23 protein-coding genes are annotated in these 25,485 nt (G+C 69.3%); 10 read left to right on the forward strand and 13 right to left on the reverse strand.

Translation table 11 applies throughout. From position 1 onward, the window contains the following. Positions 1–32 precede the first annotated feature (32 nt). The 7 genes from A8M77_RS10860 to shkS all read left to right on the forward strand — a co-directional run bounded on the left by A8M77_RS10860 (position 33) and on the right by shkS (position 10,927). Entirely contained in the window at positions 33–470 is a 438-nt protein-coding gene (locus tag A8M77_RS10860) for a CBS domain-containing protein (RefSeq protein WP_086921574.1), read from the forward strand. Positions 471–597: 127 nt separating this feature from the next. Continuing rightward, positions 598–5,436, forward strand: coding sequence for an NAD-glutamate dehydrogenase (locus A8M77_RS10865; protein ID WP_086921609.1), 4,839 nt, complete (start codon positions 598–600; stop codon positions 5,434–5,436). 86 nt (positions 5,437–5,522) lie between these two features. Beyond that, the gene (locus tag A8M77_RS10870; protein ID WP_086921575.1) at positions 5,523–6,470 is read left to right on the forward strand and encodes an alkaline phosphatase D family protein; all 948 of its coding nucleotides are present in this window, start codon (positions 5,523–5,525) and stop codon (positions 6,468–6,470) included. Positions 6,471–6,498: 28 nt separating this feature from the next. Then, entirely contained in the window at positions 6,499–7,176 is a 678-nt protein-coding gene (locus A8M77_RS10875) for a response regulator transcription factor (RefSeq protein ID WP_086921576.1), read from the forward strand. Beyond that, on the forward strand, positions 7,164–9,038 hold the full coding sequence (locus A8M77_RS10880; protein ID WP_086921577.1) for a sensor histidine kinase: 1,875 nt from the start codon (positions 7,164–7,166) through the stop codon (positions 9,036–9,038). The genes A8M77_RS10875 and A8M77_RS10880 overlap by 13 nt, the downstream gene beginning before the upstream one ends. 77 nt (positions 9,039–9,115) lie before the next feature. Further along, positions 9,116–9,325: a hypothetical protein gene (locus A8M77_RS10885; protein WP_086921578.1), complete on the forward strand. Its 210-nt coding sequence runs from the start codon at positions 9,116–9,118 to the stop codon at positions 9,323–9,325. Between the two features lie 165 nt (positions 9,326–9,490). Beyond that, positions 9,491–10,927 (forward strand): surface-behavior sensor histidine kinase ShkS, encoded by a 1,437-nt coding sequence (gene shkS, locus A8M77_RS10890; protein WP_238136781.1) that lies wholly within the window; start codon positions 9,491–9,493, stop codon positions 10,925–10,927. 45 nt (positions 10,928–10,972) lie between these two features. Here shkS and A8M77_RS10895 read toward each other — a convergent pair whose 3' ends face one another. The 8 genes from A8M77_RS10895 to A8M77_RS10930 form a co-directional block, all read right to left on the reverse strand. Then, entirely contained in the window at positions 10,973–11,575 is a 603-nt protein-coding gene (locus A8M77_RS10895) for a LuxR C-terminal-related transcriptional regulator (protein WP_086921579.1), read from the reverse strand. 62 nt (positions 11,576–11,637) lie between these two features. Continuing rightward, a complete protein-coding gene (locus A8M77_RS10900) occupies positions 11,638–12,969 on the reverse strand; it encodes a tryptophan--tRNA ligase (RefSeq protein ID WP_086921580.1) in 1,332 nt (443 codons plus the stop codon). 14 nt (positions 12,970–12,983) lie between these two features. Continuing rightward, complete coding sequence (locus A8M77_RS10905; RefSeq protein WP_086921581.1) at positions 12,984–13,655, reverse strand: site-2 protease family protein; 672 nt, start codon at positions 13,653–13,655, stop codon at positions 12,984–12,986. Positions 13,656–13,704: 49 nt separating this feature from the next. Further along, positions 13,705–14,340 (reverse strand): L-threonylcarbamoyladenylate synthase, encoded by a 636-nt coding sequence (locus tag A8M77_RS10910; protein WP_086921582.1) that lies wholly within the window; start codon positions 14,338–14,340, stop codon positions 13,705–13,707. Between the two features lie 67 nt (positions 14,341–14,407). Then, the gene (locus tag A8M77_RS10915) at positions 14,408–15,355 is read right to left on the reverse strand and encodes a DMT family transporter (RefSeq protein WP_238136782.1); all 948 of its coding nucleotides are present in this window, start codon (positions 15,353–15,355) and stop codon (positions 14,408–14,410) included. Continuing rightward, positions 15,352–16,206, reverse strand: coding sequence for a 3',5'-nucleoside bisphosphate phosphatase (locus A8M77_RS10920; RefSeq protein WP_086921584.1), 855 nt, complete (start codon positions 16,204–16,206; stop codon positions 15,352–15,354). Before A8M77_RS10920 ends, A8M77_RS10915 begins: the two co-directional genes overlap by 4 nt. Positions 16,207–16,307: 101 nt before the next feature. Next, positions 16,308–17,336, reverse strand: a complete 1,029-nt coding sequence (locus tag A8M77_RS10925) for a transporter (RefSeq protein ID WP_086921585.1) — start codon at positions 17,334–17,336, stop codon at positions 16,308–16,310. A gap of 11 nt (positions 17,337–17,347) precedes the next feature. Beyond that, on the reverse strand, positions 17,348–17,530 hold the full coding sequence (locus A8M77_RS10930; protein WP_086921586.1) for a hypothetical protein: 183 nt from the start codon (positions 17,528–17,530) through the stop codon (positions 17,348–17,350). 146 nt (positions 17,531–17,676) lie between these two features. Here A8M77_RS10930 and ppk2 point away from each other — a divergent pair, with 146 nt between their 5' ends. The 3 genes from ppk2 to A8M77_RS10945 are packed head-to-tail and all read left to right on the forward strand — an operon-like array spanning position 17,677 to position 20,566. Next, on the forward strand, positions 17,677–18,594 hold the full coding sequence (ppk2, locus tag A8M77_RS10935; RefSeq protein WP_086921587.1) for a polyphosphate kinase 2: 918 nt from the start codon (positions 17,677–17,679) through the stop codon (positions 18,592–18,594). 60 nt (positions 18,595–18,654) lie between these two features. Then, a complete protein-coding gene (locus A8M77_RS10940; protein ID WP_086921588.1) occupies positions 18,655–19,707 on the forward strand; it encodes an extracellular catalytic domain type 1 short-chain-length polyhydroxyalkanoate depolymerase in 1,053 nt (350 codons plus the stop codon). Between the two features lie 4 nt (positions 19,708–19,711). Further along, the gene (locus A8M77_RS10945; protein WP_086921589.1) at positions 19,712–20,566 is read left to right on the forward strand and encodes a lipase family protein; all 855 of its coding nucleotides are present in this window, start codon (positions 19,712–19,714) and stop codon (positions 20,564–20,566) included. An 8-nt stretch (positions 20,567–20,574) separates the two neighbouring features. Here the strand turns inward: A8M77_RS10945 and A8M77_RS10950 are convergent, their stop codons facing one another. From A8M77_RS10950 to A8M77_RS10970, 5 genes are read right to left on the reverse strand one after another with little or no spacing between them, the layout of a single operon-like run. Further along, on the reverse strand, positions 20,575–21,681 hold the full coding sequence (locus tag A8M77_RS10950) for a mandelate racemase/muconate lactonizing enzyme family protein (protein ID WP_086921590.1): 1,107 nt from the start codon (positions 21,679–21,681) through the stop codon (positions 20,575–20,577). A gap of 2 nt (positions 21,682–21,683) precedes the next feature. After that, a complete protein-coding gene (locus A8M77_RS10955; RefSeq protein WP_086921591.1) occupies positions 21,684–22,097 on the reverse strand; it encodes a PaaI family thioesterase in 414 nt (137 codons plus the stop codon). After that, entirely contained in the window at positions 22,090–22,386 is a 297-nt protein-coding gene (locus A8M77_RS10960) for a hypothetical protein (RefSeq protein ID WP_143694581.1), read from the reverse strand. The genes A8M77_RS10955 and A8M77_RS10960 overlap by 8 nt, the downstream gene beginning before the upstream one ends. Before the next feature lie 11 nt (positions 22,387–22,397). Then, positions 22,398–24,158 carry an AMP-binding protein gene (locus A8M77_RS10965; protein ID WP_086921593.1) on the reverse strand — a complete coding sequence of 587 codons (1,761 nt, stop codon included), beginning with the start codon at positions 24,156–24,158 and terminating at the stop codon, positions 22,398–22,400. A 1-nt stretch (position 24,159) separates the two neighbouring features. Continuing rightward, positions 24,160–25,446 carry an alpha/beta hydrolase gene (locus A8M77_RS10970; RefSeq protein WP_086921594.1) on the reverse strand — a complete coding sequence of 429 codons (1,287 nt, stop codon included), beginning with the start codon at positions 25,444–25,446 and terminating at the stop codon, positions 24,160–24,162. Positions 25,447–25,485 lie beyond the last annotated feature (39 nt).

Consider the following 25,485-nt stretch of genomic DNA (forward strand, 5'->3'; position numbering starts at 1 on the left):
CAAGCCATGAGCCCCAGCCGGAGACATGAACGATGAAGACAGTGGCAGAAATCCTCAAGGAAAAAGGCGGCGTCGGCGTCGTGCACAGCATCGGGCCCGACGCCTCGGTGTTCGAGGCCGTCGCGCTGATGGCTCAGAAGAACATCGGCGCCCTGCTGGTGATGGAGGGCGAGCGCATCGTCGGCGTGCTCAGCGAGCGGGACTACGCGCGCAAGGTCGTGCTGATGGCGCGCTCCTCCAAGGACACGAAGCTGCGCGAGATCATGACCAGCTCGGTGATCTACGTGCATCCCACCCAGAGCACCGAGGAATGCATGGCGCTGATGACCGAGAGCCGGGTACGGCATCTGCCGGTGCTCGATGACGACGGCAAGCTCGTCGGGCTGATTTCGATCGGCGACCTGGTCAAGGGCATCATCTCGGAGCAGAAGTTCATCATCGAACAACTGCACAACTACATCGCTGGCTGACGCGCCAGAGCGCCGCGCGCGCGTGGCCGAACCGAGCAGTCTCGGCCCGGGCGCGGGCGGGCGCAAGTCATATTTCCGACCGGATTGCGATGTAGATTACAGGCGCCAACCGGAGACAAGCATGCTGATGACCGCTCAGACGACGGAAGCGGGGCGCAGGGCAGAGCGCCTGGACGAAGTGGAGCAACTGGTGCGCGCCAGGCTCCCGGCCGAATCGGCGGAGGAGCCCGCGGGCTTCGTCCGCCGCTATTTCGGCCAGGTCGACCCGGAGGACCTGGCCGAGCGCGAGGTGGCCGACCTGTACGGTGCGGCCCTGTCGCACTGGAACTTCGCCCGCAAGCGCGAACCGGGAAAGGCCAAGCTCAGGGTCTTCAACCCGACCATCGCCGAGCACGGCTGGCAGTCCACCCACACCATCATCGAGATGGTCAATGACGACATGCCTTTCCTGGTCGACTCCGTGACCATGGAGGTCAACCGGCACGGGCTCACGCTGCACCTGATCATCCATCCGCTGGTGGCGGTCGAGCGCGGCGCCGATGGCGTGCTGAAAGGCCTGGCGGCGGAGGAGGGCGCGTCGCCCGAGGCCCGCCGCGAATCCTTCATCCACGTGGAAGTCGATCGCGTTCCCGATGCCGCGCGCATGGAGGCGCTGGCCGCCGACCTGGAGCGCGTGCTCGACGACGTGCGGCAGACGGTCGCCGACTGGAAGCCGATGCGCGAACGCGTACTGGCCATCGTGCAGGGGCTGGACGAGCGCGCTCCGCCCATCCCGCCGCAGGAACTGGCCGAGGGCCAGGCCTTCCTGCGCTGGCTGGCGGACAACCACTTCACCTTCCTCGGCTGCCGCAGCCACGAGCTGGCGCGGGTGGACGGCGAGGATGTGCTGAAGGTCGTGCCCGGCTCCGGCCTCGGCATCCTGCGCGAGGCGTCCTCCAAGCCCGATGGCGCCGCCGCCTTCGCCGCGCTGCCGCCCGAGGTGCGCGCCTACGCGCGCCGGCCCGAGCTGCTGGTGGTGACCAAATCCACCTCGCGCTCCACCGTGCACCGGCCCGGCCACCTGGACTACGTGGCCGTCAAGCGCTTCGACGACCAGGGCGAGGTGTGTGGCGAGGACCGCTTCCTCGGCCTCTTCACCTCCACCGCCTACAGCGCCAACCCGGCCGAGATTCCGCTGCTGCGCCGCAAGATCGCCAGCGTGGTCGAGCGCGCCGGCCTGGCGGCGGGCAGCCATTCGGGCAAGGCGCTGCTCAACATCCTCGAGACGTATCCGCGCGACGAGTTGTTCCAGACCTCGGACGACGACCTGCTGCAGACCGCCATGGGCATCCTGCACCTGGGCGAGCGCCAGCGCTTCCGGCTGTTCGTGCGGCGCGACCCCTTCGAGCGCTTCCTGTCCTGCCTGATCTACGCGCCCCGCGAGAACTACACCACCGAGCTGCGCCAGAAGTGGCAGGACATCCTGATGCGCGAGTTCAACGGGACGAGCTCCGAGTTCAACGTGCACCTGTCGGAATCGGTGCTGGCGCGCATCCAGATCACCGTGCGCACCAAGCCCGGCAGCATTCCCTTCTTCGACGTGCGCGAGCTGGAGGAGCGGCTGGTCGCGGCTGCGCGGCGCTGGGACGATGACCTGAAGACCGCGCTGATCGAGGCGGCCGGCGAAGCCCGCGGCAACGCACTGCTGCGGCGTTTCGGTGCCGCCTTCCCGGCCGGCTACCGCGAAGAATTCGCCGCGCGGGCCGCCGTGCACGACATCGAGCTGATGGCGGGGCTGGGCGAGGCCCAGCCGCTGGGCATGAACCTCTACCGGCCGCTGGAGGCGCCGCCCGACACGCTGCGCTTCAAGCTGCTGCGGCGCGGCGAGCCGCTCACGCTCTCGGCCAGTCTGCCGATGCTGGAGCACCTGGGCATGAAGGTGCTGGACGAGCATCCGCATCGGCTGGCGCCCCAGGGCGAGGCGCCGATCTGGATCCACGACTTCGGCCTGCAGAGCGCCTCGGGCGAGGCCGAGATCGAGGTCGACGCGCTGCGCCCGGTGTTCGAGGAGGCCTTCGCCGCGGTGCTCGGCGGCGAGGTCGAGAACGACGACTTCAACCGCCTGGTGCTGGCGGCGCGCCTGCCGGCCCACGAAATCGTGGTGCTGCGGGCTTACGCCAAGTACATGCGGCAGATCGGTTTCTCGCTCTCGCAGTCCTTCATCGAAGCGACGCTGGCGACGCACGCCGGCATTGCGCGCGCCCTGGTGGAGCTGTTCAAGCTGCGCTTCGATCCGGAAGCGCCGCCCGATGCACAGGCCCGCGAGGCCAAGAAGGTCGGCGACATCGAGGCCGCGCTGGACGAGGTGTCCAACCTGTCGGAAGACCGTGTGCTGCGCCAGTATCTGGCGCTGATCCAGGCGACGCTGCGTACCAACTTCTGGCGCCGCGACGCAGCCGGGCGGCGGCGCGGCTTCCTGTCCTTCAAGTTCGACGCGGCCAAGGTGCCGGATCTGCCGGCGCCCAAGCCACTGTTCGAGATCTTCGTGTACTCGACCCGCTTCGAGGGCGTGCACCTGCGCGGCGGCCGCGTGGCGCGCGGCGGCCTGCGCTGGTCGGACCGGGCGGAGGATTTCCGCACCGAGGTGCTGGGCCTGGTGAAGGCGCAGATGGTCAAGAACATCGTGATCGTGCCGGTCGGCTCCAAGGGCGGCTTCGTGCTCAAGCGCGCGCCGTCGCCGGCCGACCGCGATGCCTACATGCGCGAGGGCGTGGCCTGCTACCAGGATTACCTGCGCGGTCTGCTCGACATCACCGACAACCTCGCGGGGACGGCGGTGGTGCCGCCGCCGCAGGTGCGCCGCCATGATCCGGACGACCCGTACCTCGTGGTGGCAGCCGACAAGGGCACCGCCACCTTCAGCGACTATGCCAACGGCATCAGCAAGGAATACGGCTTCTGGCTCGGCGACGCCTTCGCCTCCGGCGGCTCGGTGGGCTACGACCACAAGGCCATGGGCATCACGGCGCGCGGGGCCTGGGAGTCGGTGAAGCGGCATTTCCGCGAGATGGGCATCGACACCCAGAGCACCGAGTTCACGGTCGCGGGCATCGGCGACATGTCGGGCGACGTGTTCGGCAACGGCATGCTGCTGTCCCCGCACATCCTGCTGGTGGCGGCCTTCGATCACCGGCACATCTTCCTCGACCCCACGCCCGATGCCGCGAAGAGCTTTGCCGAGCGCGAGCGCCTGTTCAAGCTGCCGCGCTCCTCATGGGCCGACTACGATGCCTCGCTGATCTCCGAAGGCGGCGGCATTCATGCGCGCAGCGCCAAGTCGATCGCGCTCACGCCGCAGGTGAAGCAGGTGCTGGACATCCAGGCCGATGCGCTGACGCCCACCGAGCTGGTCAATGCCATCCTCAAGGCCCCGGTGGCGCTGATCTACAACGGTGGCATCGGCACCTACGTCAAGGCCGCCGGCGAGACCCACGCGCAGGTGGGCGATCGCGCCAACGACGCGCTGCGCGTCAATGGCCGCGAGCTGCGCTGCAAGGTCTTCGCCGAGGGCGGCAACCTGGGCTGCACGCAGCTGGGGCGCATCGAGTTCGCGCGCGCGGGCGGTCGCATCAACACCGATGCGATCGACAACTCGGCCGGCGTCGACACCTCCGACCACGAGGTCAACATCAAGATCCTGCTGGGTCTGCCGGTCACCGAGGGCGAGCTCACCGAAAAGCAGCGCAATGCGATCCTGCCAGAGATGACCGACGACGTGGCCGCGCTGGTGCTGCGCGACAACGTCTTCCAGACCCAGGTGCTCTCGGTCACCGGCCGCATCGCGCCGCAGCTGCTGGACGCGCAGACGCGCTTCATGCAATACCTGGAAAAGGCCGGGCGGCTCAACCGGGCGATCGAGTACCTGCCGGCCGACGAGGAACTGGCCGAGCGCCGGGCCCAGGGCCAGGGCCTCACCAGCCCGGAGCGCGCGGTGGTGCTGGCCTACAGCAAGATCTGGCTCTACGACGAGCTGCTGGAGTCGCCGCTGCCCGACGACCCCTGGGTCGCGACCGCGCTGGAGCGCTACTTCCCGGCGCTGATGCGCCAGAAGTTCGCCGCCTGGATGCCGCGCCATCCGCTCAAGCGCGAGATCATCGCCACCCACGTGACCAACAGCACGATCAACCGCGTTGGCAGCACCTTCGTGCACCGGCTGGTCGAAACCACCGGCGCGCGCGCCTTCGAGGTGGTGCGTGCCTACCTGCTGTCGCGCGAGATCTTCGGCATGGTGTCGCTGTGGCAGGCGATCGAGGCGCTGGACAACCGGGTCGACGACGAGGTGCAGTCGCGCATGCTGATCGACACCAGCCGGCAGCTGGAGCGCGGCACCATGTGGTTCCTGCGCTCCAGGCGCCTGGCCGAGGACATGGCCTCGACCATCGAGTACTTTCAGTCCAACGTGGAGACGCTGTCGGCGCGGCTGCCGCAGCTGCTCGATGCCGACGAGCGCGCGCGCGTCGAGGCCGCCGCGGCCCAGTACGCCGCCAAGGGCGTGCCGCGCGAGCTGGCCGACCGCGTGCTGAACTTCGGCTCGCTCTACGCCACGCTCGACATCGCCGAGATCGCCGGCAGCGCGCGCTGGCCAGTCGAGCTGGTGGCGGCGATCTACTTCGACCTCGCCAACCGGCTCGGCATGCCCTGGCTGCGCGACCGCATCTCGGCGCTGCCGGGCGACCAGCACTGGCAGGCGCTGGCCAAGGGCGCGATGCAGGACGACCTCTCGGGCCTGCAGCGCTCCATCACCGGCGCGGTGCTGGCGGGCGGCGGCGAGGCCGAGTCGCCGGAGGCCCTGGTCGAGACCTGGCAGGCCAGCAACGGCCGCACGCTGGAGCGGGCGGCGCAGCTGATGGGCGAGCTGCGCGCGGTGCCAGCGCCCGACGCGGCGATGCTGGCCGTGGCGCTGCGGGAGCTGCGGGCGCTGGCATAGCGGGGGAGGCATCCCCCAAAGGCAGGATGGCGCGCGCGGCCGCGGGCGCCTAGGCTACGCTCGCGTACTCGTCCGAGGATCATTGCATGCGCATCGCCTTCACCTCCTGCATGTCGTCCGTCAGCTTTCCCCAGCAGCCCGCGTGGAACGAGATTGCGGCGCGCAATCCCGATGTGCTGGTGCTGCTGGGCGATTCGGCCTACTACGACGCCGATGATTCCAGCATGGCCAAGCTGAAGGAAATGAGCGCCGACGGCTTCGCGCAGCACGCGCACAAGCGCATCGCCCGCCAGTTGGCGCAGCCCGGATTCCGCGCGCTGGTGCAGCGGCCCCAGCTCTCGACCTATGCGATCTGGGACGACCACGACTTCCTGTGGAACGGCGCCTGCGGGGGCGACATCGCGAAGCAGCCCCCATGGCGGATCTACGTGCCACCCAGCCGCGCGGTGTTCGCAGCCTATCGCGCGGCGCTGGCGGCACGCCTGGCGTCCGGGAGCTTCCCGGCATCGCCCTTCGCCTGGAGCCCGGACGTGGCCGAGCCCGGCTACAGCACGGTGGCATTGCCCGGCAAGGTGCTGCTGCACCTCACCGACGGGCGCAGCTACAAGAGGCGGAAGGGATCGATGCTCGGTGAGACCCAGCTGGCCGCGCTCGAGGCGGCCTGCGATGCAGCCGACCCCGACACCGTGCACCTCGTCGCCTCCGGCGTGGTCTTCGAGGCGCGCAACGGCGAGACCTGGCTCGATCACGAGCAGGACTACAAACGGCTGCTGGCGCTGGCCGCCAGGCACCGCATCCTGGTCCTGAGCGGCGACATCCACGACAACAACCTGGCCACCTACAGGCAGACCGGCGGCAGGCCGCTGTTCGAAGCCACCGCTTCCGGCGCTGCCATCTGCACCGCCGTCACCCTTGGCGCCCTGCAGCGCAACTGGGGCCTGCTGGAGATCGACGACAACGCGGTGAACATCGAGATCTTCAAGTCGGGCGTGCCCCAGTACCAGGGCAGCATTGCCCGCGCGGCATGGCAGTAGGCAGCTTCTTGCCCTTCACGCCTTCAAGATGTCTCCCACCCAAGTCGCCCTGGTCGAAGACGACATCCCGATGCGGGAGCGCATCTCCCGCGTCATCCGGGCCGATCCCTCGCTGGCCCTGGCCTACGGTGCGGGCACCGCGCGCGAGATCCTCGGCTGGCTGGCCGACAACCCGGTGGACGTGCTGCTGGTGGACCTGGGCCTGCCCGACCGTTCCGGCCTGGACGTGATCCGCGACTGCCGCCGCACCCAGCCGGCCTGCGCGGTCATGGTGATCTCGATCTTCGGCGACGAGGCCAACATGGTGCAGGCCTTCGAGGCCGGCGCGAGCGGCTACCTGCTGAAGGACGGGACCGAAGCCGACCTCGCGACCCACATCCGCAACCTGCGCGCGGGCGGCTCGCCGATGTCGCCGGTCATCGCGCGGCAGCTGCTTCGGCGCTGGCAGGCGAACCAGCCGCAGGTGCCTGCCCCGGCACCCGCGGCGAGCCCCGGCGCGAGCCCTGCGCCGGAGCGCCTCTCGCCGCGCGAGTTCGAGGTGCTGGACCTGGTGTCGCGAGGCTTCCCTTATCTGGAAGTGGCGGCGCGGATGGGGGTCTCGGTCACCACCGTGCAGACCCACATCCGCAACATCTACGGCAAGCTGGACGTCCACAACAAGTCGGAAGCCGTGTTCGAGGCCCGCAATCTGGGGTGGCTTCCCTGACCGTGCTGCGCTTCGCGCATCTGCTCCGCACGCTGGGCCGGAGGGTGGCCGGCGCCCTGTTCCTCATGGTCCTGGCGGCGCCGGCACTGGCCCAGAGCCGCGTGCTGGATGCGGCATCGGCTTCGTTCCAGCCCGAGGGCCTGCCCGCCAGCCAGCGCGAGGTCGAACTGCCGCTTCGATGGGATCATGAATTCCCGGGCCGGGGAGGCACGGCGCAATACCGGATCACGCTGCCCCCCGGGACTGGCGTGGGTGGCGAGCCGCAGGCCCTGGTCCTGTCGGGCACCGGCAACCAGGCCAGGGTCTCGCTCAACGGTGCCGTCATCGCGCAACTCGGCGTCCTGGGCGACCCCAGCCACGACGCAGCCAAGGCCAGCCACCTGCTGCGCGTGCCCGCATCGCTCCTGCGTGCGGGAGAGGCCAACGAACTGCTCGTCGAGACCACGGTGCAGCGCCAGCGCGGCGGTGGCCTGGGCCTGTTGCGCTACGGCCCGGAGACGGCGATGGAGGCACTCCACGTCGCGCAGCGGCGCTGGCGCCATACCTCCTCGGTGGTCTATGCGGTGAGCCTGCTGCTGATGGGCGGGCTGGCGGCCGGCCTCTGGTGGCGGCAGCGCGACGCGCTCTACGGCTGCTTCAGCCTGGCAGCCTTCTTCGGCGTGATCCGCAACCTGGACCGCGCCTGGACCGACGTGCCGGTGCCCTGGCCGCTGTGGGGCGCGCTGGTGGCGATGGGCTATGCCTGCCACATCGCGCTCATCGCCCGCTTCGTGCTGCTGGTGGTCGAGCGCAACCCGCCCTGGCTGGTCAGGATGATCCAGGCGGCCTTGGGCACGGCCGTCGTGCTGGCAGGCGCCTCCTTCGCGCTGGCCCGGCCCGCGCTCTGGACCACCGGGCTGGCCCTGCTGGAGCTCGTGGCCGCGGTCTGCCTGCCGGTCGTGGTGCGGGAGGCCTTCGGCAGCCGCAGGCGCATCGCCTGGGTGCTCTTGGGCGCTGGCAGCCTTGCCATCCTGGCAGGGGCGCATGACCTGCTCGCGGTGCGCGCGGGCCTGTTCGGCGGTGCGGAGTTCACCCTGACCTCGCACGCCATCTTCTTCTTCGTGCTCATCCTGGCGGGCCTCGTGGTGGAACGCTACAGCGGCCTGGTGGCGGACTACCGGGCCTTGAACGCCGGCCTGGCCGAGCGCGTGGCCGAGCGCGAGCAGCAGCTGCGCGGCGCGTTCGAAGCGCTGCGCGCGCAGCAGCAGGAGCAGGCCGTGCTGCTGGAGCGGCAGCGCATCATGCGGGAGATCCACGACGGCGTGGGCTCGCAGCTGGTCGGGCTGCTCAACATGGTGACGCAGCGCGACGCGCGCACCGAGGTGCTGACCGAGCACGTGCAGCTGGCGCTCGACGAGATGCGGATGGCGGTCGATTCCCTGCAGCCCATGCACGACGACCTCGCCACGATGCTGGCCACGCTGCGCTACCGGCTGCAGCCCCGGCTCGATGCGGCCGGCATCGCGCTGGACTGGGACGTGGCCGAGCTGCCGCCGATCGCGGCCTTCTCGGCGCAGGCCTCGCTGCAGTTGCAGCGCATCCTGCTGGAGGCGTTCACCAACGTGCTCAAGCATGCGCAGGCCACGCGCATCGCCCTGCACGCGAGCTGGCAGAACGGCCCGCCGGCGCAGGTGCGCATCGAGTTGCGGGACAACGGCCGGGGCTTCCAGGCGAGCTCGGCGACTGGAAGCGCCGCCGGCCGCGGCATGGCCAACATGCGTGCCCGCGCCGACGCCATCGGCGCGGTGCTGGGCATCGAGGCAGGCTGCGAGGGAGGCACGTCGGTGGTGCTCGACTGGCCCTGCGCTCAGGGAAAGGCCTGATGCCGGGGCAAGGCGCCCCCGCGCGGCCATGCTCCACAATGGCAGCAAGAATACGAATGAATACAGTGGAGGACCGGATGGCCTACGAGCTGCTGAGAAAAATCGCCGGCGCTTCGTTGCCGATGACGCTCGATTCACAGGCGGACATCGAGAACCTCCGCATCCTTCGCGATGCGGGCTATGTGAAGGTGGATTTCCAGCCTACCGGGATGGACCCGCCGGCGGCAGTCGTGATCGCGCTCACGCCGCTCGGCCGCACGGCCATGCGTTACTTCGGCGGCGTCTAGCCGGTTAAGATCGCAGCCAGACCGCGCAGTCGCGGGCGGGGGCCGTCGTCCCGCTTCCGTTGCCGGATTTTTTTCACAGCGTGCCCGAGAGCCGCAAGCAGGGGCCCCTCGAACAAGGGGCTTTTTTTATGGCCGGACTGACACGGGGAGAGAGGGGCCGCGCGCATGGTGGGTAATTCGTCCTTTGCCGGGCTGGGCAATTCGTCCTTCGCCAGCCTGACGCCTGCACCGGCCTCGGCCGACGAGGCGGAACCGTGGGTCCGCGGCGAGCTGATCCGCAGCCTGATGCGCGCCTCGCGCGGGTCCTACCTGCTGGCCGCGGCGCTGATGCCGGCCATGGTGGGGTTGAGCTGGGGCCATGTGCCGCCCTGGCAGCTCTTTGCCTGGCTGGCCATCGGCATCACGGCCACCGGCTGCCGCATCTGGGGCGAGCAGGTCTACGGCCGGCACTATGCCGACCGGGACTCGGCTGCCCAGCAGTACTTCGTGGAGCGCTATCGCTTCCTCTGGAGCGCCAGCGCCTTCGCCTGGGGCCTGTCGATCCTGATCTTCTTCGAGCGCACGCCGCTGGTGAACCAGTTCATGAGTTGGCTGATCGTGGCCGGCGTCGCCACCTTCCCGCTCAACGGGCTGGCGCTGCACCCGCCGCTGCTCAAGCGCTATGTCAACACGCTCTTCGTCACCATGCTGGTGGCGATCGTGTTCCGGGTGATCGAGCTCAACTTCGAGCGCCCGCATTTCCACTACGGCTTCCTGCTGCTGCCGGGCCTGCACTGGTGGCTGCTGCTGCGGGCCGGCCGGCGCATCCACGAGACGGCGCGCAACAGCTTCGAGCTGCTCTTCCACAACCACATCCTGATCAACTCGCTGACCCAGCAGCGCCAGGCGGCGGTGTCGGCGGTGGCGATGAAGAACCGCTTCCTGGCCAGCGCCGCCCACGACATGCGCCAGCCGGTGCTGGCGCTGTCGCTCTACGCCGACTGGCTGCGCAACGAGCCCGAGCTGGTGGCCGAGATCGCGCCCAAGATCGTGCGCGCCACGCATGCGGTCAACGCGCTGTTCGACTCGCTGTTCGACCTGGCGCGCATCGACTCGGGCCAGGTGCGGCTGCACATCGAGCGGGTGGACGTGGCCCAGCTGCTGCACGACCTCGAGTTGCAGTACCGGCCGGTGGCCGAGGCCAAGGGCCTGAGCTTCCGCATGCACGTGAGCTCGGGCACGGTGCTGACCGATCCGATCCGCGTGCGCCGCATGATCGGCAACCTGCTGGCCAACGCGATCAAGTACACGGCCGAGGGCGGCGTGCTGCTGGCCTCGCGCCACACGCGCGACGGCCTGCGGGTGGAGGTGTGGGACACCGGCATCGGCATCGCGCGCGAGCACCTGCGCGACGTGTTCCTGGAGTTCTACAAGGTGGCCGACCATGCAGGCACCTCGGACGGCTTCGGCCTCGGGCTCGCGATCGTGGCGCGGCTGTCGCACGCACTGGGCCATCCGGTCAGCGTGCGCTCCAGGCTGGGCCGCGGCAGCGTGTTCCGCGTGGCGCTGCACGATGCCGACGAATCGCAGGCCCAGACGCGCATCTCGGGCGCGGTGGGCTAGTAAGGCCCAGAAGAAGAAAACCGGGCCAAGGCCCGGTTTTCTTTTTCAGGAGTTGCTCGACAACAAGCCGTTGGTGCGCGCGTGGTGCAGCGCCTGGGTTCGGCTCTTCACGCCGAGCCGGCGGAACAGGCGCCAGAGGTGCACCTTCACCGTGTGCTCGCTGATGTCCAGCTCGGTGGCGATGTCACGGTTGCTCATGCCCTGGTCGAGCATGGCGATCAGCTGGGTCTGGCGCTTGGACAGCTTGCTGTTGGCCGCGGTGACCGGCTCCTCGGCCTCGGTGTCGGCCATCAGCAGGCCGCGCAGGGCGGCGGTGAGTTCGGCGGAGCTGGCCGACTTCTCGATGTAGGTGTCGGCGCCGGCCTCGATGCAGGCCTCCTCCATGTCGCCTGCCGGCGAAGCGGAGTAGACCGCCACCGGCACGTCGGGGTAGATCTTCTTGACTGCGATCACGCCGGACACGCCCGTCACGTCGGGCAGTTTCAGGTCGAGGCAGAACAGGCCCGGTTCGCCGTGCTGCTTGACGGCGCTGGCCAGCTTGTCGAGCCGTTCCAGCTCCACGATGGTTTCAGCCGGCCGCAGGCGCCGGAGCACCATCACGATGGCGTCGCGCATCAAGGGGTGGTCGTCGATGACATAAATGCTCATAGCTCTTTCTCACTGTATGCGCGCCGGCTCTGCCGGTCGCTGGTCGTTGCGCGAAATGTCTTTCAGTTCTTATGGCCGGCCGCCTCGGCCGCCGCCAGCGCCTCCAACGCGTCCGTTGCCGCACGCACGGTCGCATTGTCGACGGGTTCGAGCTGTGCAGCGAGCAGGGTCAATGCCGTGCCGCGCTGCGCCCGAAGCTGGCCAATCGCCCGGCCCGCTTCCTGCGGCGATGCGAAACCCAGGCTTTGTAACAGTTGTGAACCGTTTTCGTCGAGCAGCTTGAAGTAATAGAGCCCATCTTTTTCGCGGTATTGCTTGAAAGCGGGGCGTGCCGCCTTGGCAGCCTTGGGCGCGGCGGCCTTGTCCCGGGCGGCCCCGAGGTTGCGCAGGCCGACCGCGTGGCGCAGCTCGGCCATGAAGGGCCGCGAGATGGCGCGGGCCTTCTCGGCGCCGGCCAGCAGGATCTTCTCGATCCGGGCCGGGTCGTTGATCAGGGTGTCGTACGCCTGCCGCAGCGGCCCGATCTCGCGATCGATGCGCTCGAACAACAGTTGCTTGGCATCGCCCCAGGCGATGCCGTCGGCGAAGGCGCGGCGCAGCGCCTCGGTCTCCTGGGCATCGGCGAAGGCCTGGTAGATCTGGAACAGGGCCGAGCCCTCGGTCTCCTTGGGTTCGCCGGGGGCCCGGGAGTCGGTCACGATGCCGGCGATCAGCTTCTGCAGCTGGGCACGCGGGGTGAAGAGCGGGATCGTGTTGTCATAGCTCTTGCTCATCTTGCGGCCGTCCAGGCCGGGCAGGGTGGCCACCGCGTCGTCGATCTCGGCCTCGGGCAGGGTGAAGTGCTCGCCGTAGAGGTGGTTGAAGCGCTGTGCCATGTCGCGCGCCATCTCGATGTGCTGGACCTGGTCGCGGCCCACCGGCACCTTGTGGGCATTGAACATCAGGATGTCGGCGCCCATCAGCACGGGGTACATGAACAGGCCCGCGCTGACGTCGGCGTCCGGGTCCTCGCCGCGGGCGATGCTCTTGTCCATCTGGGCCTTGTAGGCATGGGCCCGGTTGAGCAGGCCCTTGGCCGTGACGCAGGTGAGGAACCAGGTCAGCTCGGGGATCTCGGCGATGTCGGACTGGCGGTAGAAGGTCACCCGCTCCGGGTCCAGGCCGCAGGCCAGCCAGGTGGCGGCGATCTCCAGCGTGGAGCGCTGGATGCGCGCCGGCTCGTCGACCTTGATGAGCGCGTGGTAGTCGGCCAGGAAGTAGAAGCTCTGGACATGGGCCTGGCGGCTGAAGCGCACCGAGTGGCGCACCGAGCCGACGTAGTTGCCCAGGTGCGGCGTGCCGCTGGTGGTGATGCCGGTGAGGAAGCGGACGGGAGTGGGGGAGGAGCTTGCCATGGGAAGGAAGGGACTCAGCGCAGCAGCGCGGTCAGGGGCGAGATCAGCAGGTCGATGACCTGGTAGCCGAAGGTCATGAGCGGCCGCAGCCACCACGTGCTGACGATGCCGGCGATGACCAGGCCCATCACGATGAAGAAGCCGTAGGGCTCGATGCGCGCCAGGAACTCCTGCGCGCCGCCGCGGGGCAGCAGGCCGGCCAGCACCCGGCCGCCGTCCAGCGGGGGCAGCGGAAAGAGGTTGAAAGCCCACATCACGAGATTGACCAGCACGCCGCCGCGCGCCATCTCCAGGAAGAAGGTCTCCTCGACGCCGAAAGCCCGCAGGAGCACGAAGAACAGCGCCCACAGGATCGCCTGGATGAAATTCGATGCCGGCCCCGCCAGCGCGACCCAGATCATGTCGCGCTTGGGATGGCGCAGCCGGCCGAAGTTGACCGGCACCGGCTTGGCGTAACCGAACAGGAAGGCGCCCGACGTCGCGAAGTACAGGAGGAGCGGCATCAGGATGGTGCCGATGGGATCGATGTGCTTGACCGGGTTGAGCGTCACGCGGCCCATCATCCAGGCTGTCTGGTCGCCCAGGTAGCGCGCCACGTAGCCGTGTGCCGCCTCGTGCACGGTGATCGCGAAGATCACGGGCAGCGCGTAGATCAGCACTTTTTCGATGAGATTCTGGATGTCCACCGGAAGATTGTCTCAGACCGCTCCGGCCGGGCCGGGCTGCTACGAAGGTTCACAGTCCCAGTGGCGTGAGCGCGCCGCGCCCCTGGCGCACCAGCACCGGGTCGCCGCCCATGCCCATGGGCGTCAGGTCGACCACGGTGGTCGGCTCCGAGGGGCAGGCGCCGCAGGCGATGACGGCGCCGATCTGCTTCTCGTAGCGCTCGCGGATCGCCTGGGCGTCGTTCAGCGCCTCGGTCTCGCCGGGCGGGATGAGGGTGGTGGCCAGCAGCGGCTCGCCGTGCAGCATCAGCAGCTCGCCCAGCACCTTGTGGTCGGGCACGCGCAGGCCGATGGTCTTGCGCTGCGGGTGGCTGACGCGCCGCGGCACCTCTTTGGTGGCTTCCAGCAGGAAGGTGTAGGGGCCGGGGGTCGCAGCCTTCAGCAGGCGGTACTGCTTGTTGTCCACCCGGGCGTAGCTCGAGAGCTCGCTCAGGTCACGGCACAGCAGGGTGAGATGGTGTTTCTCGTCGACCTGGCGGATGCGGCGCAGCTGGTCTACCGCGTCCTTGTCGTCCAGGTGGCAGGCCAGGGCGTAGCTCGAATCGGTCGGCACGGCCACGATCTCGCCGCGCGCCAGCAGGGCCGCGGCCTGCTTCAGGAGGCGCTGCTGCGGGTTGTCGGGATGAATCTCGAAGAACTGGGCCATGGGTCGTTGCGGTGCAGAAGAAACGCAAGCCGTGCATTCTGCACGGCGAGGAAAGCAAGGATCGCGCTCAGGACTCCGCCGGCTCGATCGGCACCCGCCGCTCGCGTACCGTGAGCCAGGCGCCGGCGGCGCCGCAGACCGCGATCATCGAAATGCCGATCAGCGACAGCCGGTCCGGCACCTGCGAGAACATCAGCCAGCCGCCCAGCATGGCGAAGGCGATCTGGGCATAGAGGTAGGGCGTGAGCGTGGAGGCCGGCGCGCGCTGGTAGGCCAGGATCAGGATGAAATGGCCCACCGTGCCCATGAAGCCCATCAGGCACAGCAGTGCCCACCATTGCCAGCCCGGCAAGGCCGTCCAGACGAAGGGCAGGGCCACGGAGGCCAGCAGGGTGCCGACCCAGCCGGTGTAGAAGTGCATGGTCAGCGGGTTCTCGGTGCGCGCCAGCTTGCTGGTCAGCACCTGGAACCAGGCGTTGGTGAGCACCAGGCCGATGGGCAGCAGCACCGCCCAGCTGAGCGCCTCGCCGCCGGGCCGCAGGATGACCAGCGTGCCGAGGAAGCCGCCCGCCACCAGCACCCAGCGCAGCGGCGACACCTGCTCCTTGAGCGTAAGGGCAGCCAGCAGCGTGATGACCAGCGGCGCGATCAGCACGATCGAGGTGAACTCGGCCATCGGCATGTAGCGCAGGCTGAAGAAGGCCAGCGTGCTGGAAGTCAGCAGCAGGGCGCCGCGCAGCATCTGGTACTTGGGGTGCCCGGTGCGCAGCAGCGCCATGCCGTGCCGCGGCAGCAGCACCGCGGTGGTGGCCGCGGCCTGGAAGGCATAGCGAAACCACACGCCCATCAGGATCGGCACGCCGGCGGTGGAGAGCTTGGTTGCGGTGTCCAGGGTGGCGAAGCAGGCGGTCGCCAGCAGCACCAGGCCGATTCCGGCCAGGATCCGCTCGGATTCGATGTCGCGCGTGCTCTTGCAGGCGGCCGGGCTGCCGCTGCCCGTGATCGGCCCGGTCACAGGATGCGGTCTTGGAGCAATTCCCACACCGGTGTGAGCTTGCCGGGGAGCGGGGGCAACTGGCCCAGATCGCAATGGCTTTCGTCGGGGCTGTGGAAGTCGCTGCCGCGCGAGGCGGCAAAGCCGAATTCCAGGGCCTTGTCGGCGTACTCGGTGTACTCGGCCGGCGTGTGGCTGCCGGTCACCACCTCGATCGCCCGGCCGCCGTGTTCCTTGAATTCGAGGAAGAGGGCGTACTCCTCGTTGGCGGTGAACTTGTAGCGGCCCGGGTGCGCGATCACGGCCAGACCGCCGGCCCCGGTGATCCAGCGCACCGCATCCTTCAGCGTGGCCCAGCGGTGCGGCACGTAGCCGGGCTTGCCCTCGGTGAGGAACTTGCGGAAGACCTCGGAGGTGTCGCGGCAATGGCCCTGCTCGACCAGGTATCGGGCGAAATGCGTGCGCGAAATGAGCTCGGGATTGCCCACGTACTTGAGCGCGCCTTCGTATGCGCCCGGGATGCCGACCTTGGCCAGGCCCTCGGACATCTCCTCCGCCCGGCGGCCGCGGCCGCCGCGCGTGTCGTAGAGGCCTTCGCTGATGGCCGCATCGTCCGGGTCGAAGCCCAGGCCGACGATATGCACCGTCTCGTTGGCGAAGGTGACGGAAATCTCGGTGCCGGTGAGGTACTTGATGCCCTGGGCGCGGGCGGCGGCGGCGGCGCGGTGCTGGCCGCCGATCTCGTCATGGTCGGTCAGCGACCAGAGCTCGACACCGTTGCCGGCCGCGCGGGCGGCCAGTTCCTCGGGCGTCAGGGTGCCGTCGGACACCACGGAGTGGCAGTGCAGGTCGGCGTTGAGGATGGAAGACACCCCCCGGATCTTATTCTTTCTTGCATGGGCTTGCAGGGCGCATGGCGACTGTCGAGGGTGCTATCGAATGGATAGCGGGCAAGGTGCGCCCGCGGGTGCTTTCAGCGCTTCTTGCGAAAGGCGACCCAGGCCGCGACCACGGTGAAGGTGATCACGATTCCCACCAGCACCCAGAAGCCGTGCTTGTCCTCGGCCAGCGGAATGCCGCCCACGTTCATGCCGAACAGGCCGGCCAGGATGTTGATGGGCAGGGCCAGAACCGTCACCACGGTCAGCACGAACAGGCTGCGGCTGGTGTCCTCGTTGACGTTGGCGGCGATCTCTTCCTGCAGCAGCTTGATGCGCTCCTGCAGCGCACCCATGTCGCGCAGAACCACCGAGAACTCCTCGGTCGCGCCGCGCAGCCTCTGGGCGTCGTCCTCGGCCAGCCAGTCCGGCGGCTTTTGCAACAGGCGGAACAGCGCGCCCGGCTCCGGGGCCAGCAGGCGCTGCAGCCGCACGAGCAGCCGGCGCATCTCGCCGAGCCGGGCGCGCTTGTGGTCGAGCCGGCCGGTCAGCAGCTCGTCCTCGATCGAATCGACGCGGGCGGTCACGCCGCGCACGACGTTCACCAGCACGTCGGCCTGCACCCGCAACAGGTGCTCCAGCAGCTCGGCGCTCGAGCGCGGCACATCGCCGGCCTTCACGGCCGTGCGCAGGGCGTCGACCGAGCGCAGCGGCTTGGTGCGCGCGGTCACGACCAGGCGCGGGCCGACGTTGATCCACAGCGTCGAGATGTCGGAAGGCTCGAAGCTGAAGTCGAAATGCACGTCGTTGATGACGGCGATCAGCGAGTCGTCGGCCCGTTCGATGCGGGTCGAATGCATGCCGTCCTTGAGCGTCTCGAAGAAGGTGTCGGACAGCTCCGTGTGCCGGTGCAGCCAGCGCTCTGCCTGCGCGTGGCTCAGGTTGAAGTGCAGCCACAGGTAGGCGCCGTCGGGCTGCGTCTGCTGCGCGAGCCAGGCCGCCGCCGAGTTCGAATCGATGGCGCGCGACGATTTCTCGGCTGCCGCATCGAAGAGGTAGCCGCAGATCAGGCCGGCTTCATCGCCGCCGTAGGAGGCGGCCGCAATATCCCGGGGCGAAGGCAAGACGGGGCGGTTCAGGAGCGGGAACTCAGAAGATGTGCGTGTGGGAAATGGGTGTAGATCACGGTGGCGACCGCGTTCGCCGTATCGTGGAAGCCGTTGACGAACTCGAAGCCCAGCGCAATCAGCAGTGCCACCCCAAGGAGGATGAAGGGCACGTAGGTGGCCAGCGAGGATTCGGCGGCGATCGAGCTCATGGTCTTGGAGGTGTTGTGAGGCCTCGCGCCATGCTGTTCGCCCCGTATGTCAGTGTTGTGACGACGCGGCCAGTGCTTTCCGTCTGTCACAGTTTCGTCATTTGGCAGGGGCAGCATGGGTTTCCCCTTGTGTTTTCCGCCAAGCCATGACGTTGCCCCCTACCTTGAGCGACCACGACGAGTTGATGCAGCGCATCGCGCGTGACCTGATCGACAGCTATGACGAGGAACTCGAACTCGAGATCGAGGACCGCAATATCGACGAACTCGAATCGGGCCACATGCCCGACAAGGCCGCGCGCCGCGCCTATTTCAAGGAGCTGTTCCGCCTGCAGGGCGAACTGGTCAAGCTGCAGGACTGGGTGCAGCACAGCCGGCAGAAGGTGGTGATCCTGTTCGAGGGCCGCGACGCGGCGGGCAAGGGCGGCGTGATCAAGCGCATCACGCAGCGGCTCAATCCCCGCGTGGCCCGGGTCGCGGCGCTGCCTGCGCCGAACGACCGCGAGCGCACCCAGTGGTACTTCCAGCGCTACGTGACGCACCTGCCGGCCGCGGGCGAGATGGTGCTGTTCGACCGCAGCTGGTACAACCGCGCCGGCGTCGAGCGCGTGATGGGCTTCTGTACCGACGACGAGTACGAGGAGTTTTTCCGCACCGTGCCCGACTTCGAGCGCATGCTCGTGCGCTCGGGCATCAAGCTGATCAAGTACTGGTTCTCCATCACCGACGAGGAGCAGCACATGCGCTTCCTCGGCCGCATCCACGACCCGCTCAAGCAATGGAAGCTCAGCCCGATGGACCTGGAGTCGCGCCGGCGCTGGGAGGAATACACGAAGGCCAAGGAAACCATGCTGGAGCGCACCCACATCGAGGAAGCGCCGTGGTGGGTGGTGCAGGCGGTGGACAAGAAGAAGGCGCGCCTGAACTGCATCAGCCACCTGCTGGGCCAGATGCCCTACCACGAGGTGCCGCATCCGCCGATCGAGCTGCCGGCGCGCGTGCGCCATGCGGACTACCTGCGGCAGCCGGTGCCGGCCTCGATGTACGTGCCCGAGGTCTACTAGGCTTCGCCGGCGGCGGCGCGGAAGCTGCTAAGGTGCAGGGCCAGTCCCGGCTCACGCACCATGGCTCGTCGCCGTTCCTCCACGTCCGCCGCCTCGGCATTCACTCGCGCCTACCAGCGCGGGATGAACGCACTCACCAAGGCCACGCTTCGCAACGGCAAGCGCATTGCCAATCAGGTTCAGCGCGCCGCCGCCGAGCAATTCAAGCCGCCGCGCGGCCCGGGTGACTGGCTGCCCGGCCTGGCGCTCGGCCCCGGCGGTGCGCGCCGCTACCACCTGTACCGGCCGCCCGACATCGCCAGGGACGAGCGCCTGCCCCTGGTCGTCATGCTGCATGGCTGCGGCCAGACCGGGCGCGACTTTGCCGCCAGCACCCGCATGAACCTGATCGCGGCGCGCGAACGTTTTTTCGTTCTCTATCCGGAGCAGGACCGGCTGGTCCATCCGCAGGGCTGCTGGAACTGGTACGACCGGCGCTCCGGCAAGGCCGATGCCGAGGCCGCCACGCTGATGGCGGCGATCGACCAGGTCGGCGTGCTGTATCCGGTGGACCGGGAGCGTGTCGCGGTGGTCGGCCTGTCCGCCGGTGCCGGCATGGCCGCGCTCATGGCCACGCGGTACCCGGTGCGTTTCAAGGCGGCGGCGATGCATTCGGGCGTGGCACCGGGCGCGGCGCGTTCGCCGGCCACGGCGCTTGGCGCCATGCGGGGGCGCCATGTGCCGCCGATGCCCGCGACCGCGGTGGGAAAGGCCATGGGCGCCGCCGCCGTCTTCACCACGCTGCCGCCCCTGCTGGTGCTGCATGGCGACGCGGACCTGGTGGTCTCGGCCAGCAACGCCATGAGCACGGCGTCGGTCTGGGCCACCGCCACCGGCGCCAAGCCCGGCATCGAGCGCACCGTGCAGCGCGGCAAGCGCCATCCCATGCGCGTGACCGAGTTCAAGCGTGGCGGCCGCACCTTCGTGATGCTGTGCGAGATCGCCGGCCTGGGCCATGCCTGGAGCGGCGGCGCGCCGCGCCTGCCTTTCAGCGACGCCGCAGGGCCCAATGCCTCGCGGCTGGTCTGGGCCTTCGTGTCCCGGCAATTCAAGGCGGCAGCCGCCGCGCCGTGAAACCATGACCGCCATCGACTACGACCCCAGCCGCACGGCGCTGTACTCGCCCGAGCGCCACGAGACGCTGTTCAGGGCGGGCCAGCCCTTCACCCCCACCCAGTGGGCCATCGAGGCGGCGCGGCTGACCTATTACCGGGCGGAGGCCTCGGAGGACGAACATCGGCGGCTGGCCGAGGCGCTGGCGCAGGCGGGCTTCGGTGCGCCCACGCTCATCGTGGACGACGGCACCCACAGCTTCGCCTTTGCCGCGATGCATGCCGAGGGCACGGCGCTGGTCGCGTTCCGCGGCACCCAGCCCGACGAGATCCGCGACATCGCCACCAACCTGCAGGCGCATCAGGTCGATTGGCCCGAGAGCGGCGGCCGGGTGCATGCAGGTTTCGCGCGGGCGGCTCGCGCGCTGCTGCCGGCCGTGCTCGAATGGCTGAGCGACGGGGAGGGCGCCGGTCGCCGGGCGCTGATCTTCACCGGCCACAGCCTGGGCGGGGCACTCGCGACGCTCACTGCAACCGTGTTGCCGCCCACGCTGCTGGTCACGCTCGGCGCGCCGCGCGTCGGCAACACGGCCTTCGTCGGCGCGCTCGCCGGCATCGAGATGCTGCGCCTGGTCGACGGCTGCGACATCGTCACCCAGCTGCCGCCGGCCTTCTCGCTCTACGCCCACGCGGGGCCCACCACCTACATCAGCTGCGACGGCCAGGCCATGCACAACCCGGACGTCGGCTTCATCGAGAGCGACCGCGCGCAGGGCCGTGCACGCTACGTGATCGACCATGCATGGAAGCGCGGCGCGGTGCTGCTGCGCGACCTGGCGGACCATGCGCCGATCAACTACGCAAGGGCGTATTTCGACTGAAGAAGGCGTCAGCGCGCGCCGATCCGCTCGTGCTGCAGCACCGGCGCCTGCCGCGCCCGGGGTGCGGGCTGCAGGCCGTGCCCTGGGGCCGTGCCCGGCGCGAGCCGCTGCCGCGCGCAGGGCACCGGCCAGCCGTCGAAGAGCGGCTCGATCAGCGGAAAGTGTTCGAGCCACTGCAGGCGCGGCACGGCCGCGGCGAGGTGGACGAAGAGGCCCGGCAGGAAATGCGGCGCGACCTGCAGGCCGTGCCGTGATGCTTCGCGCGACACCCGCAGGCACTCCGAGAGCCCGCCCATCATCGCCAGGTCCGGCTGCACCACGCGAAGCAGGCGCTCGTCGACGAAGGGGATCAGCTCCGGGAGGCCCTGCATGTGCTCCCCGCCCGCGAGCGGCAGGGGGCTCGCCGCCGCCAGGGCGCGCCAGCTGCGAAGTTCCCCGGCGGGAAAGGGTTCTTCGATCCACTCGATGGGCAGCGTGCGCACACGGGCCTCGAAGTCGGCGAAGCCCGCGGGGCGGCCCTTCTCGTTGACGTCCAGCATGAGGCGCAGGCCACGGTCCTCGGCCAGGCGCAGCGCGGCCTTCACGCGCGGCGCGTCGTCGGGCACACCCTCGATCCGCAGCTTCACGGCGCCATAGCCATCGTCCGCCGCCCGGGTCAACTGCCGCAGCGTCTGCGCCTCGGTGTCCGCGGCACCGAAGCCGGCGCTCTGGTAGAGCGGTGCGTCGGGGCAGGTGTCGCCGAAGCAGCGCCATAGCGGCACCCCCTGGGCCTTCGCCTTCAGGTCCCACAGCGCGACGTCGAGCGCGCACAGTCCCAGGTAGTTCGGCCCCTTGCCGGTGCGGTGGAAGCCGCGCGCCCAGTCCAGCCAGCGCTGCGCCGGATCGATCGTGGCATCGGGCGCGTCCAGCAGCGAGCGCGCGATCTCGCAGGCGCTGAAGAAGCTCGGCACGCCCGAGCTGCCCAGCGCATAGCTGAAGCCGAAGGCGCGCAGCCCGTCGCCGGCGTCGATCTGCGCCAGCAGCACGTCCACCCAGGCCACGCCCGATCCACCGACCGGCTGCTCCAGCACGTGCCGCAGCAGCGACAGCTCGACGCTGCGGATGCGCACCGCCATGGTCAGGTCTGCGCCACCACGTTCAGCGCCGTGCTGGCGCGCGCCACGCGCCTGCCTTCGACCAGCAGGTAGCAGCTGGCGAAGGCAAGCCGGCGCCCGACGCGGACCACCTCGACCTCCGACTCGATCCAGTCGCCCACCTTGGCGGTGGACACGAAGTCCAGCGACAGGTTGACCGTGCCCACCGGCGTCGGCGGCTCGGTCGAGAGTGCGGTCGCGTAGCCCATCGCGATGTCGGCCAGCAGGCACAGGATGCCGATGTGCGCCGCGCCGGCATGGTTCGCATGGCGCGCCTCGATGCGCATGCCCACCTGCAGCGTCCGGCCGGGGCGCGCCTTCTGGAACAGCGGGCCGACCAGCGCGAGGTAGGGGCTGGTGCGGTTCAACGGCGCGAAGCCTTCGGGCGTCTCAGGCATGCGTTTCCTCCTGCGCGTCGGCGACGATGCGCACGTAGTTGGGCGTCATCTCGGCGATGCGGCCCACCAGGCCGCCGGTGAACATGCCCCACCACACCGCCGGCTTCATCCGCAGGCCGCGCCGGCTGAAGCTCAGCTCGCGCGGCGCCGACACCCGCCAGTACGCGTCTTCCTTCGTCACCTCGACGCCGGGCGTGTTGGCCGAGGCCTGCACGATGGCCGAGAACTCGGGCACGTCGAGCACGTAGACGACGGCCCGGGCTTGCTGCTTTTGCGTCTCGATCTTCATGGTGTCTTCCTTCATTGAAGCGCTTTCGCGGCCGCGGTCTCCGCGCCGACGCGCTCGGCGATCAGCGAGCGCAGCGACTGCTTGTCGGGTTTGCCGGCCTTGGTGGTCGGCAGGGCGTTGATTTCCTCGATGCGCTCGGGCCACTTGAACTTCGCCAGGCCGTAACCCTGCAGGTGCGCCTGCAACTCGTGCAGGGCTGGTGCGCCGCGGCCGTTGCGCGGCACGACGAAGGCGCAGGCGCGCTCCCCGAAGGTCTCGCAGGGCATCGGCACCACCGCGCAGTCGGCCACCGCGGCATGCGCGCCGACGGCCAGCTCGACCTCCTCGCAGCTGATCTTCTCGCCCCCGCGATCGACCACGTCCTTGATGCGGCCCTCGAAGACGTAGTAGGTCTTGCCCTCGATCACGCAGCGCGACATCAGGTCGCCCGAGCGGTAGAAGCCGTCGGAGGTGAAGGCGCGCGCGTCCTGCTCGGGCGCGTCGAAGTAGCCGTGGATGGTGTAGGCGCCGCGTACCGCCAACTCGCCGACCTCGCCCTCGGCCGCCTCGTTCTCGGTGCCCGGCACGAGCAGTTTCACCTCGTCGAAGGGCGACAGGGGCCGTCCCACCGTCTTGTCCTGCGCGCGTGCGCTGTCGTCGCGGTGCGTCATCATCACCACGCCCTCGGTCATGCCGAACACGTGGGCGCCGAACACGCCGATCTCCTTGCGCACCAGCTCGGAGGCGTTCATCGACATCACGCCGCGCAGCGACTTGAAGCTGATGAGCTTGCCGGCGACCGCGTCGCTGATGCGCATCAGGATGGCGCGCGTGACGCCGATCCAGGTCGGCTTCTGGAACATCATGACGCGGGCGAAGTCGCGCGCGTCGGGCTCGGGCACGATGATGTTGCGCACGCCCGCGAGCAGGGCCGGGCCCCAGCCGCACACCATGTTGGCGTTGTGCATCATCGGCGGCGGATAGAAGATCGCGTCCCCGCTCGACCAGCCCAGGTGCCGCGCCACGAGCTCCATGTTGTAGAGGTACTCGTTGTGCATGCGCGGGATCACCTTCGGCACGCCGGTGGTGCCGCCCGAGAGCTGGAACACCACTGCCTGGAAGGGATCGTGCTGCACGCGCGCGAGCAGCGTGCGGGCCTCGCCCGGGTCCATGCCGTCGATCAGGCGGCGCAGCGAGTACACCTGCGTCTTCGGGTCGTGCGGCTCCGCCGTGGCGCTTTTGAACACCGAGGCCAGGCGACCCAGCAGCCCCAGCTTGTTCGCATTGGCGACGATGGTGAAGGCGAGCGTGGGCGCCTTCCTGCGCATCTTCATCGCGAAGCCCACGTGGTCGAACTTGCGGTCATCGTCCAGCACGAAGTGGGCCCGCGCACGGGTGTGGTTGGCGAGGTAACCGATCTCGTGCTCGCGGTGCGCCGCCAGCGTGCACACCGGCAGGATGCCGGCCTTCCAGCAGGCGATCACCGCCACCACCAGCGAGGTGGAATTCGCGAGCTGGAAGATGGCCGCGTCCAGCGGCTTCAACCCGAGCTTGAGCAGGGCGGCGGCGGCGCGGTCGGTCTGCTGGTCGAGTTCGCTGAAGGTCAGCGAACCCTCGGGCGCGCTGATGGCGACTTTGTCCGCATGCGTGCGCATCGCCGCGCGCAGGGCATCGGGCAGGGTGCGGAAGCCCAGGGCGCCCCCGGCCACGTAGCGCTCCAGCGCTTCCTGCGGCGGATAGACGACGCCCGGGATGGGGGCTTCGACGCCGATGCGTGGTTGCTGCTGCTGCATGTCAGATCACTCCCTGGGCGACGGGAAAGCGCTCTTGCAGCCACTGCGCGATGCTGCGGCCGGCGCCATCACGGCCGTCGGGGTAGTCGCGGCCGAGCGAGGCTCCGTGGTGATTGCCCGGAATGCGCACGTGAGTCTTGTCGCCGGCGCCGATCAGGCCCATGACCCGCTTCGCCGTTTCGGGAAAGACCGCGTTGTCGCCCGTGTACTCGACCAGCAGCGTGGGCTGCTCGATGGCCGGTGCGCAGCGCGGCAGCGAGGCCACGCAGCTGTTGGCCGACCAGGTCGACAACCAGCTCTCGGGCGTGCACAGGCGGGCGAAACCGACGGTGCCGAAGTTGGAGGCGACGGGGTTCGCGCCCCACACGCTTCCGTAGGCGCGGTCGGAGGGGTCGAGGTTGAGGTCGAAGCAGCGTGGGTCCGCATCGGTGCGCCAGACCTGGATCACCTGCTGGTGCGCGGCGCTGGCGAGCAGGGCGGGCGAAGGCGCGTCCTTGGCCTGGCGGCGCGCCGCGACGCGCTCCTCGATCATGGCGCGGGCCTGCGCGTCGATGCGGGCCACGCGCGCCTTCTGCGCGGCGCGATAGCGCTCGATGAACGCCGGCGTGTACGACGCGCTCTCCGGCGGGCGGTGAAATCCGTTCTTCGCCTCGAAGGGCGAGAGGCTGCGGTCGATCGAGAAGGGGTCGTGCTCGTCCGTCAGCGAGCCGTCGATGCAGTCCTGCAGCAGCAGTCCCGGTCCTTCGTGGGCCGAGACCAGCAGCAAGCCGTCGACCGTCGGCAGCGAGGCGGCGTTCAGCGCGACCGGCCGTCCGGACGCGGTGGTCTCCAGGCGCTGGCCGGGCGCGGCCAGGCTCTGCTGGATGTAGAGCGCCATCACCGGCGCGCCGCCGGAATTGCCCAGCAGCACGATCTTCTCGTAGCCCAGGCCGCGCAGCAGGCCGACGCCGGCGCCGACCTCGAAGACCGTGGTCTCGTGCTCCAGCCGCAGGTCGTTGCCGATGGCGCGCGGCATCTGCAGGAAGATCGCCGCACCGGCGCGCAGGACTTCCGGCACCAGGTAATGGGTGGCAAGGAATTCGCGCGGATGCATCGCGAGCACGGCGGTCTTCTCGCCGCCGCGCGCATAGAGCAGGCCGGTGGCAGGCACGCCGTCGGCGGCCATGCCGACCTGCGTGCTGACGTGGTGCCCGACTGGCAGGCGCGACGGATCCCAATGGGCGCCGCGCAGGCCGGCGGTCGGGGCGGTGCCGGGCCTGATGCGCGGCGTGGTGCTTGTCTCTGTCATGGGTATCACTCTGGGGGGAAAGAACGAGGCGCAGGGGCC

It is taken from the genome of Variovorax sp. JS1663 (assembly GCF_002157355.1).
In the GTDB taxonomy this organism is placed as follows: domain Bacteria; phylum Pseudomonadota; class Gammaproteobacteria; order Burkholderiales; family Burkholderiaceae_C; genus Variovorax.

Excerpts from the sequence above, each read along its gene's own strand:
- A8M77_RS10860 (WP_086921574.1), top strand. The coding sequence starts at position 33 with ATGAAGACAGTGGCAGAAATCCTCAAGGAAAAAGGCGGCGTCGGCGTC.
- A8M77_RS10865 (WP_086921609.1), top strand. The coding sequence starts at position 598 with ATGACCGCTCAGACGACGGAAGCGGGGCGCAGGGCAGAGCGCCTGGAC.
- A8M77_RS10870 (WP_086921575.1), top strand. The coding sequence starts at position 5,523 with ATGCGCATCGCCTTCACCTCCTGCATGTCGTCCGTCAGCTTTCCCCAG.
- A8M77_RS10875 (WP_086921576.1), top strand. The coding sequence starts at position 6,499 with ATGTCTCCCACCCAAGTCGCCCTGGTCGAAGACGACATCCCGATGCGG.
- A8M77_RS10885 (WP_086921578.1), top strand. The coding sequence starts at position 9,116 with ATGGCCTACGAGCTGCTGAGAAAAATCGCCGGCGCTTCGTTGCCGATG.
- shkS (WP_238136781.1), top strand. The coding sequence starts at position 9,491 with ATGGTGGGTAATTCGTCCTTTGCCGGGCTGGGCAATTCGTCCTTCGCC.
- A8M77_RS10895 (WP_086921579.1), bottom strand. The coding sequence starts at position 11,575 with ATGAGCATTTATGTCATCGACGACCACCCCTTGATGCGCGACGCCATC.
- A8M77_RS10900 (WP_086921580.1), bottom strand. The coding sequence starts at position 12,969 with ATGGCAAGCTCCTCCCCCACTCCCGTCCGCTTCCTCACCGGCATCACC.
- A8M77_RS10910 (WP_086921582.1), bottom strand. The coding sequence starts at position 14,340 with ATGGCCCAGTTCTTCGAGATTCATCCCGACAACCCGCAGCAGCGCCTC.
- A8M77_RS10930 (WP_086921586.1), bottom strand. The coding sequence starts at position 17,530 with ATGAGCTCGATCGCCGCCGAATCCTCGCTGGCCACCTACGTGCCCTTC.
- ppk2 (WP_086921587.1), top strand. The coding sequence starts at position 17,677 with ATGACGTTGCCCCCTACCTTGAGCGACCACGACGAGTTGATGCAGCGC.
- A8M77_RS10940 (WP_086921588.1), top strand. The coding sequence starts at position 18,655 with ATGGCTCGTCGCCGTTCCTCCACGTCCGCCGCCTCGGCATTCACTCGC.
- A8M77_RS10945 (WP_086921589.1), top strand. The coding sequence starts at position 19,712 with ATGACCGCCATCGACTACGACCCCAGCCGCACGGCGCTGTACTCGCCC.
- A8M77_RS10950 (WP_086921590.1), bottom strand. The coding sequence starts at position 21,681 with ATGGCGGTGCGCATCCGCAGCGTCGAGCTGTCGCTGCTGCGGCACGTG.
- A8M77_RS10955 (WP_086921591.1), bottom strand. The coding sequence starts at position 22,097 with ATGCCTGAGACGCCCGAAGGCTTCGCGCCGTTGAACCGCACCAGCCCC.
- A8M77_RS10960 (WP_143694581.1), bottom strand. The coding sequence starts at position 22,386 with ATGAAGATCGAGACGCAAAAGCAGCAAGCCCGGGCCGTCGTCTACGTG.
- A8M77_RS10965 (WP_086921593.1), bottom strand. The coding sequence starts at position 24,158 with ATGCAGCAGCAGCAACCACGCATCGGCGTCGAAGCCCCCATCCCGGGC.
- A8M77_RS10970 (WP_086921594.1), bottom strand. The coding sequence starts at position 25,446 with ATGACAGAGACAAGCACCACGCCGCGCATCAGGCCCGGCACCGCCCCG.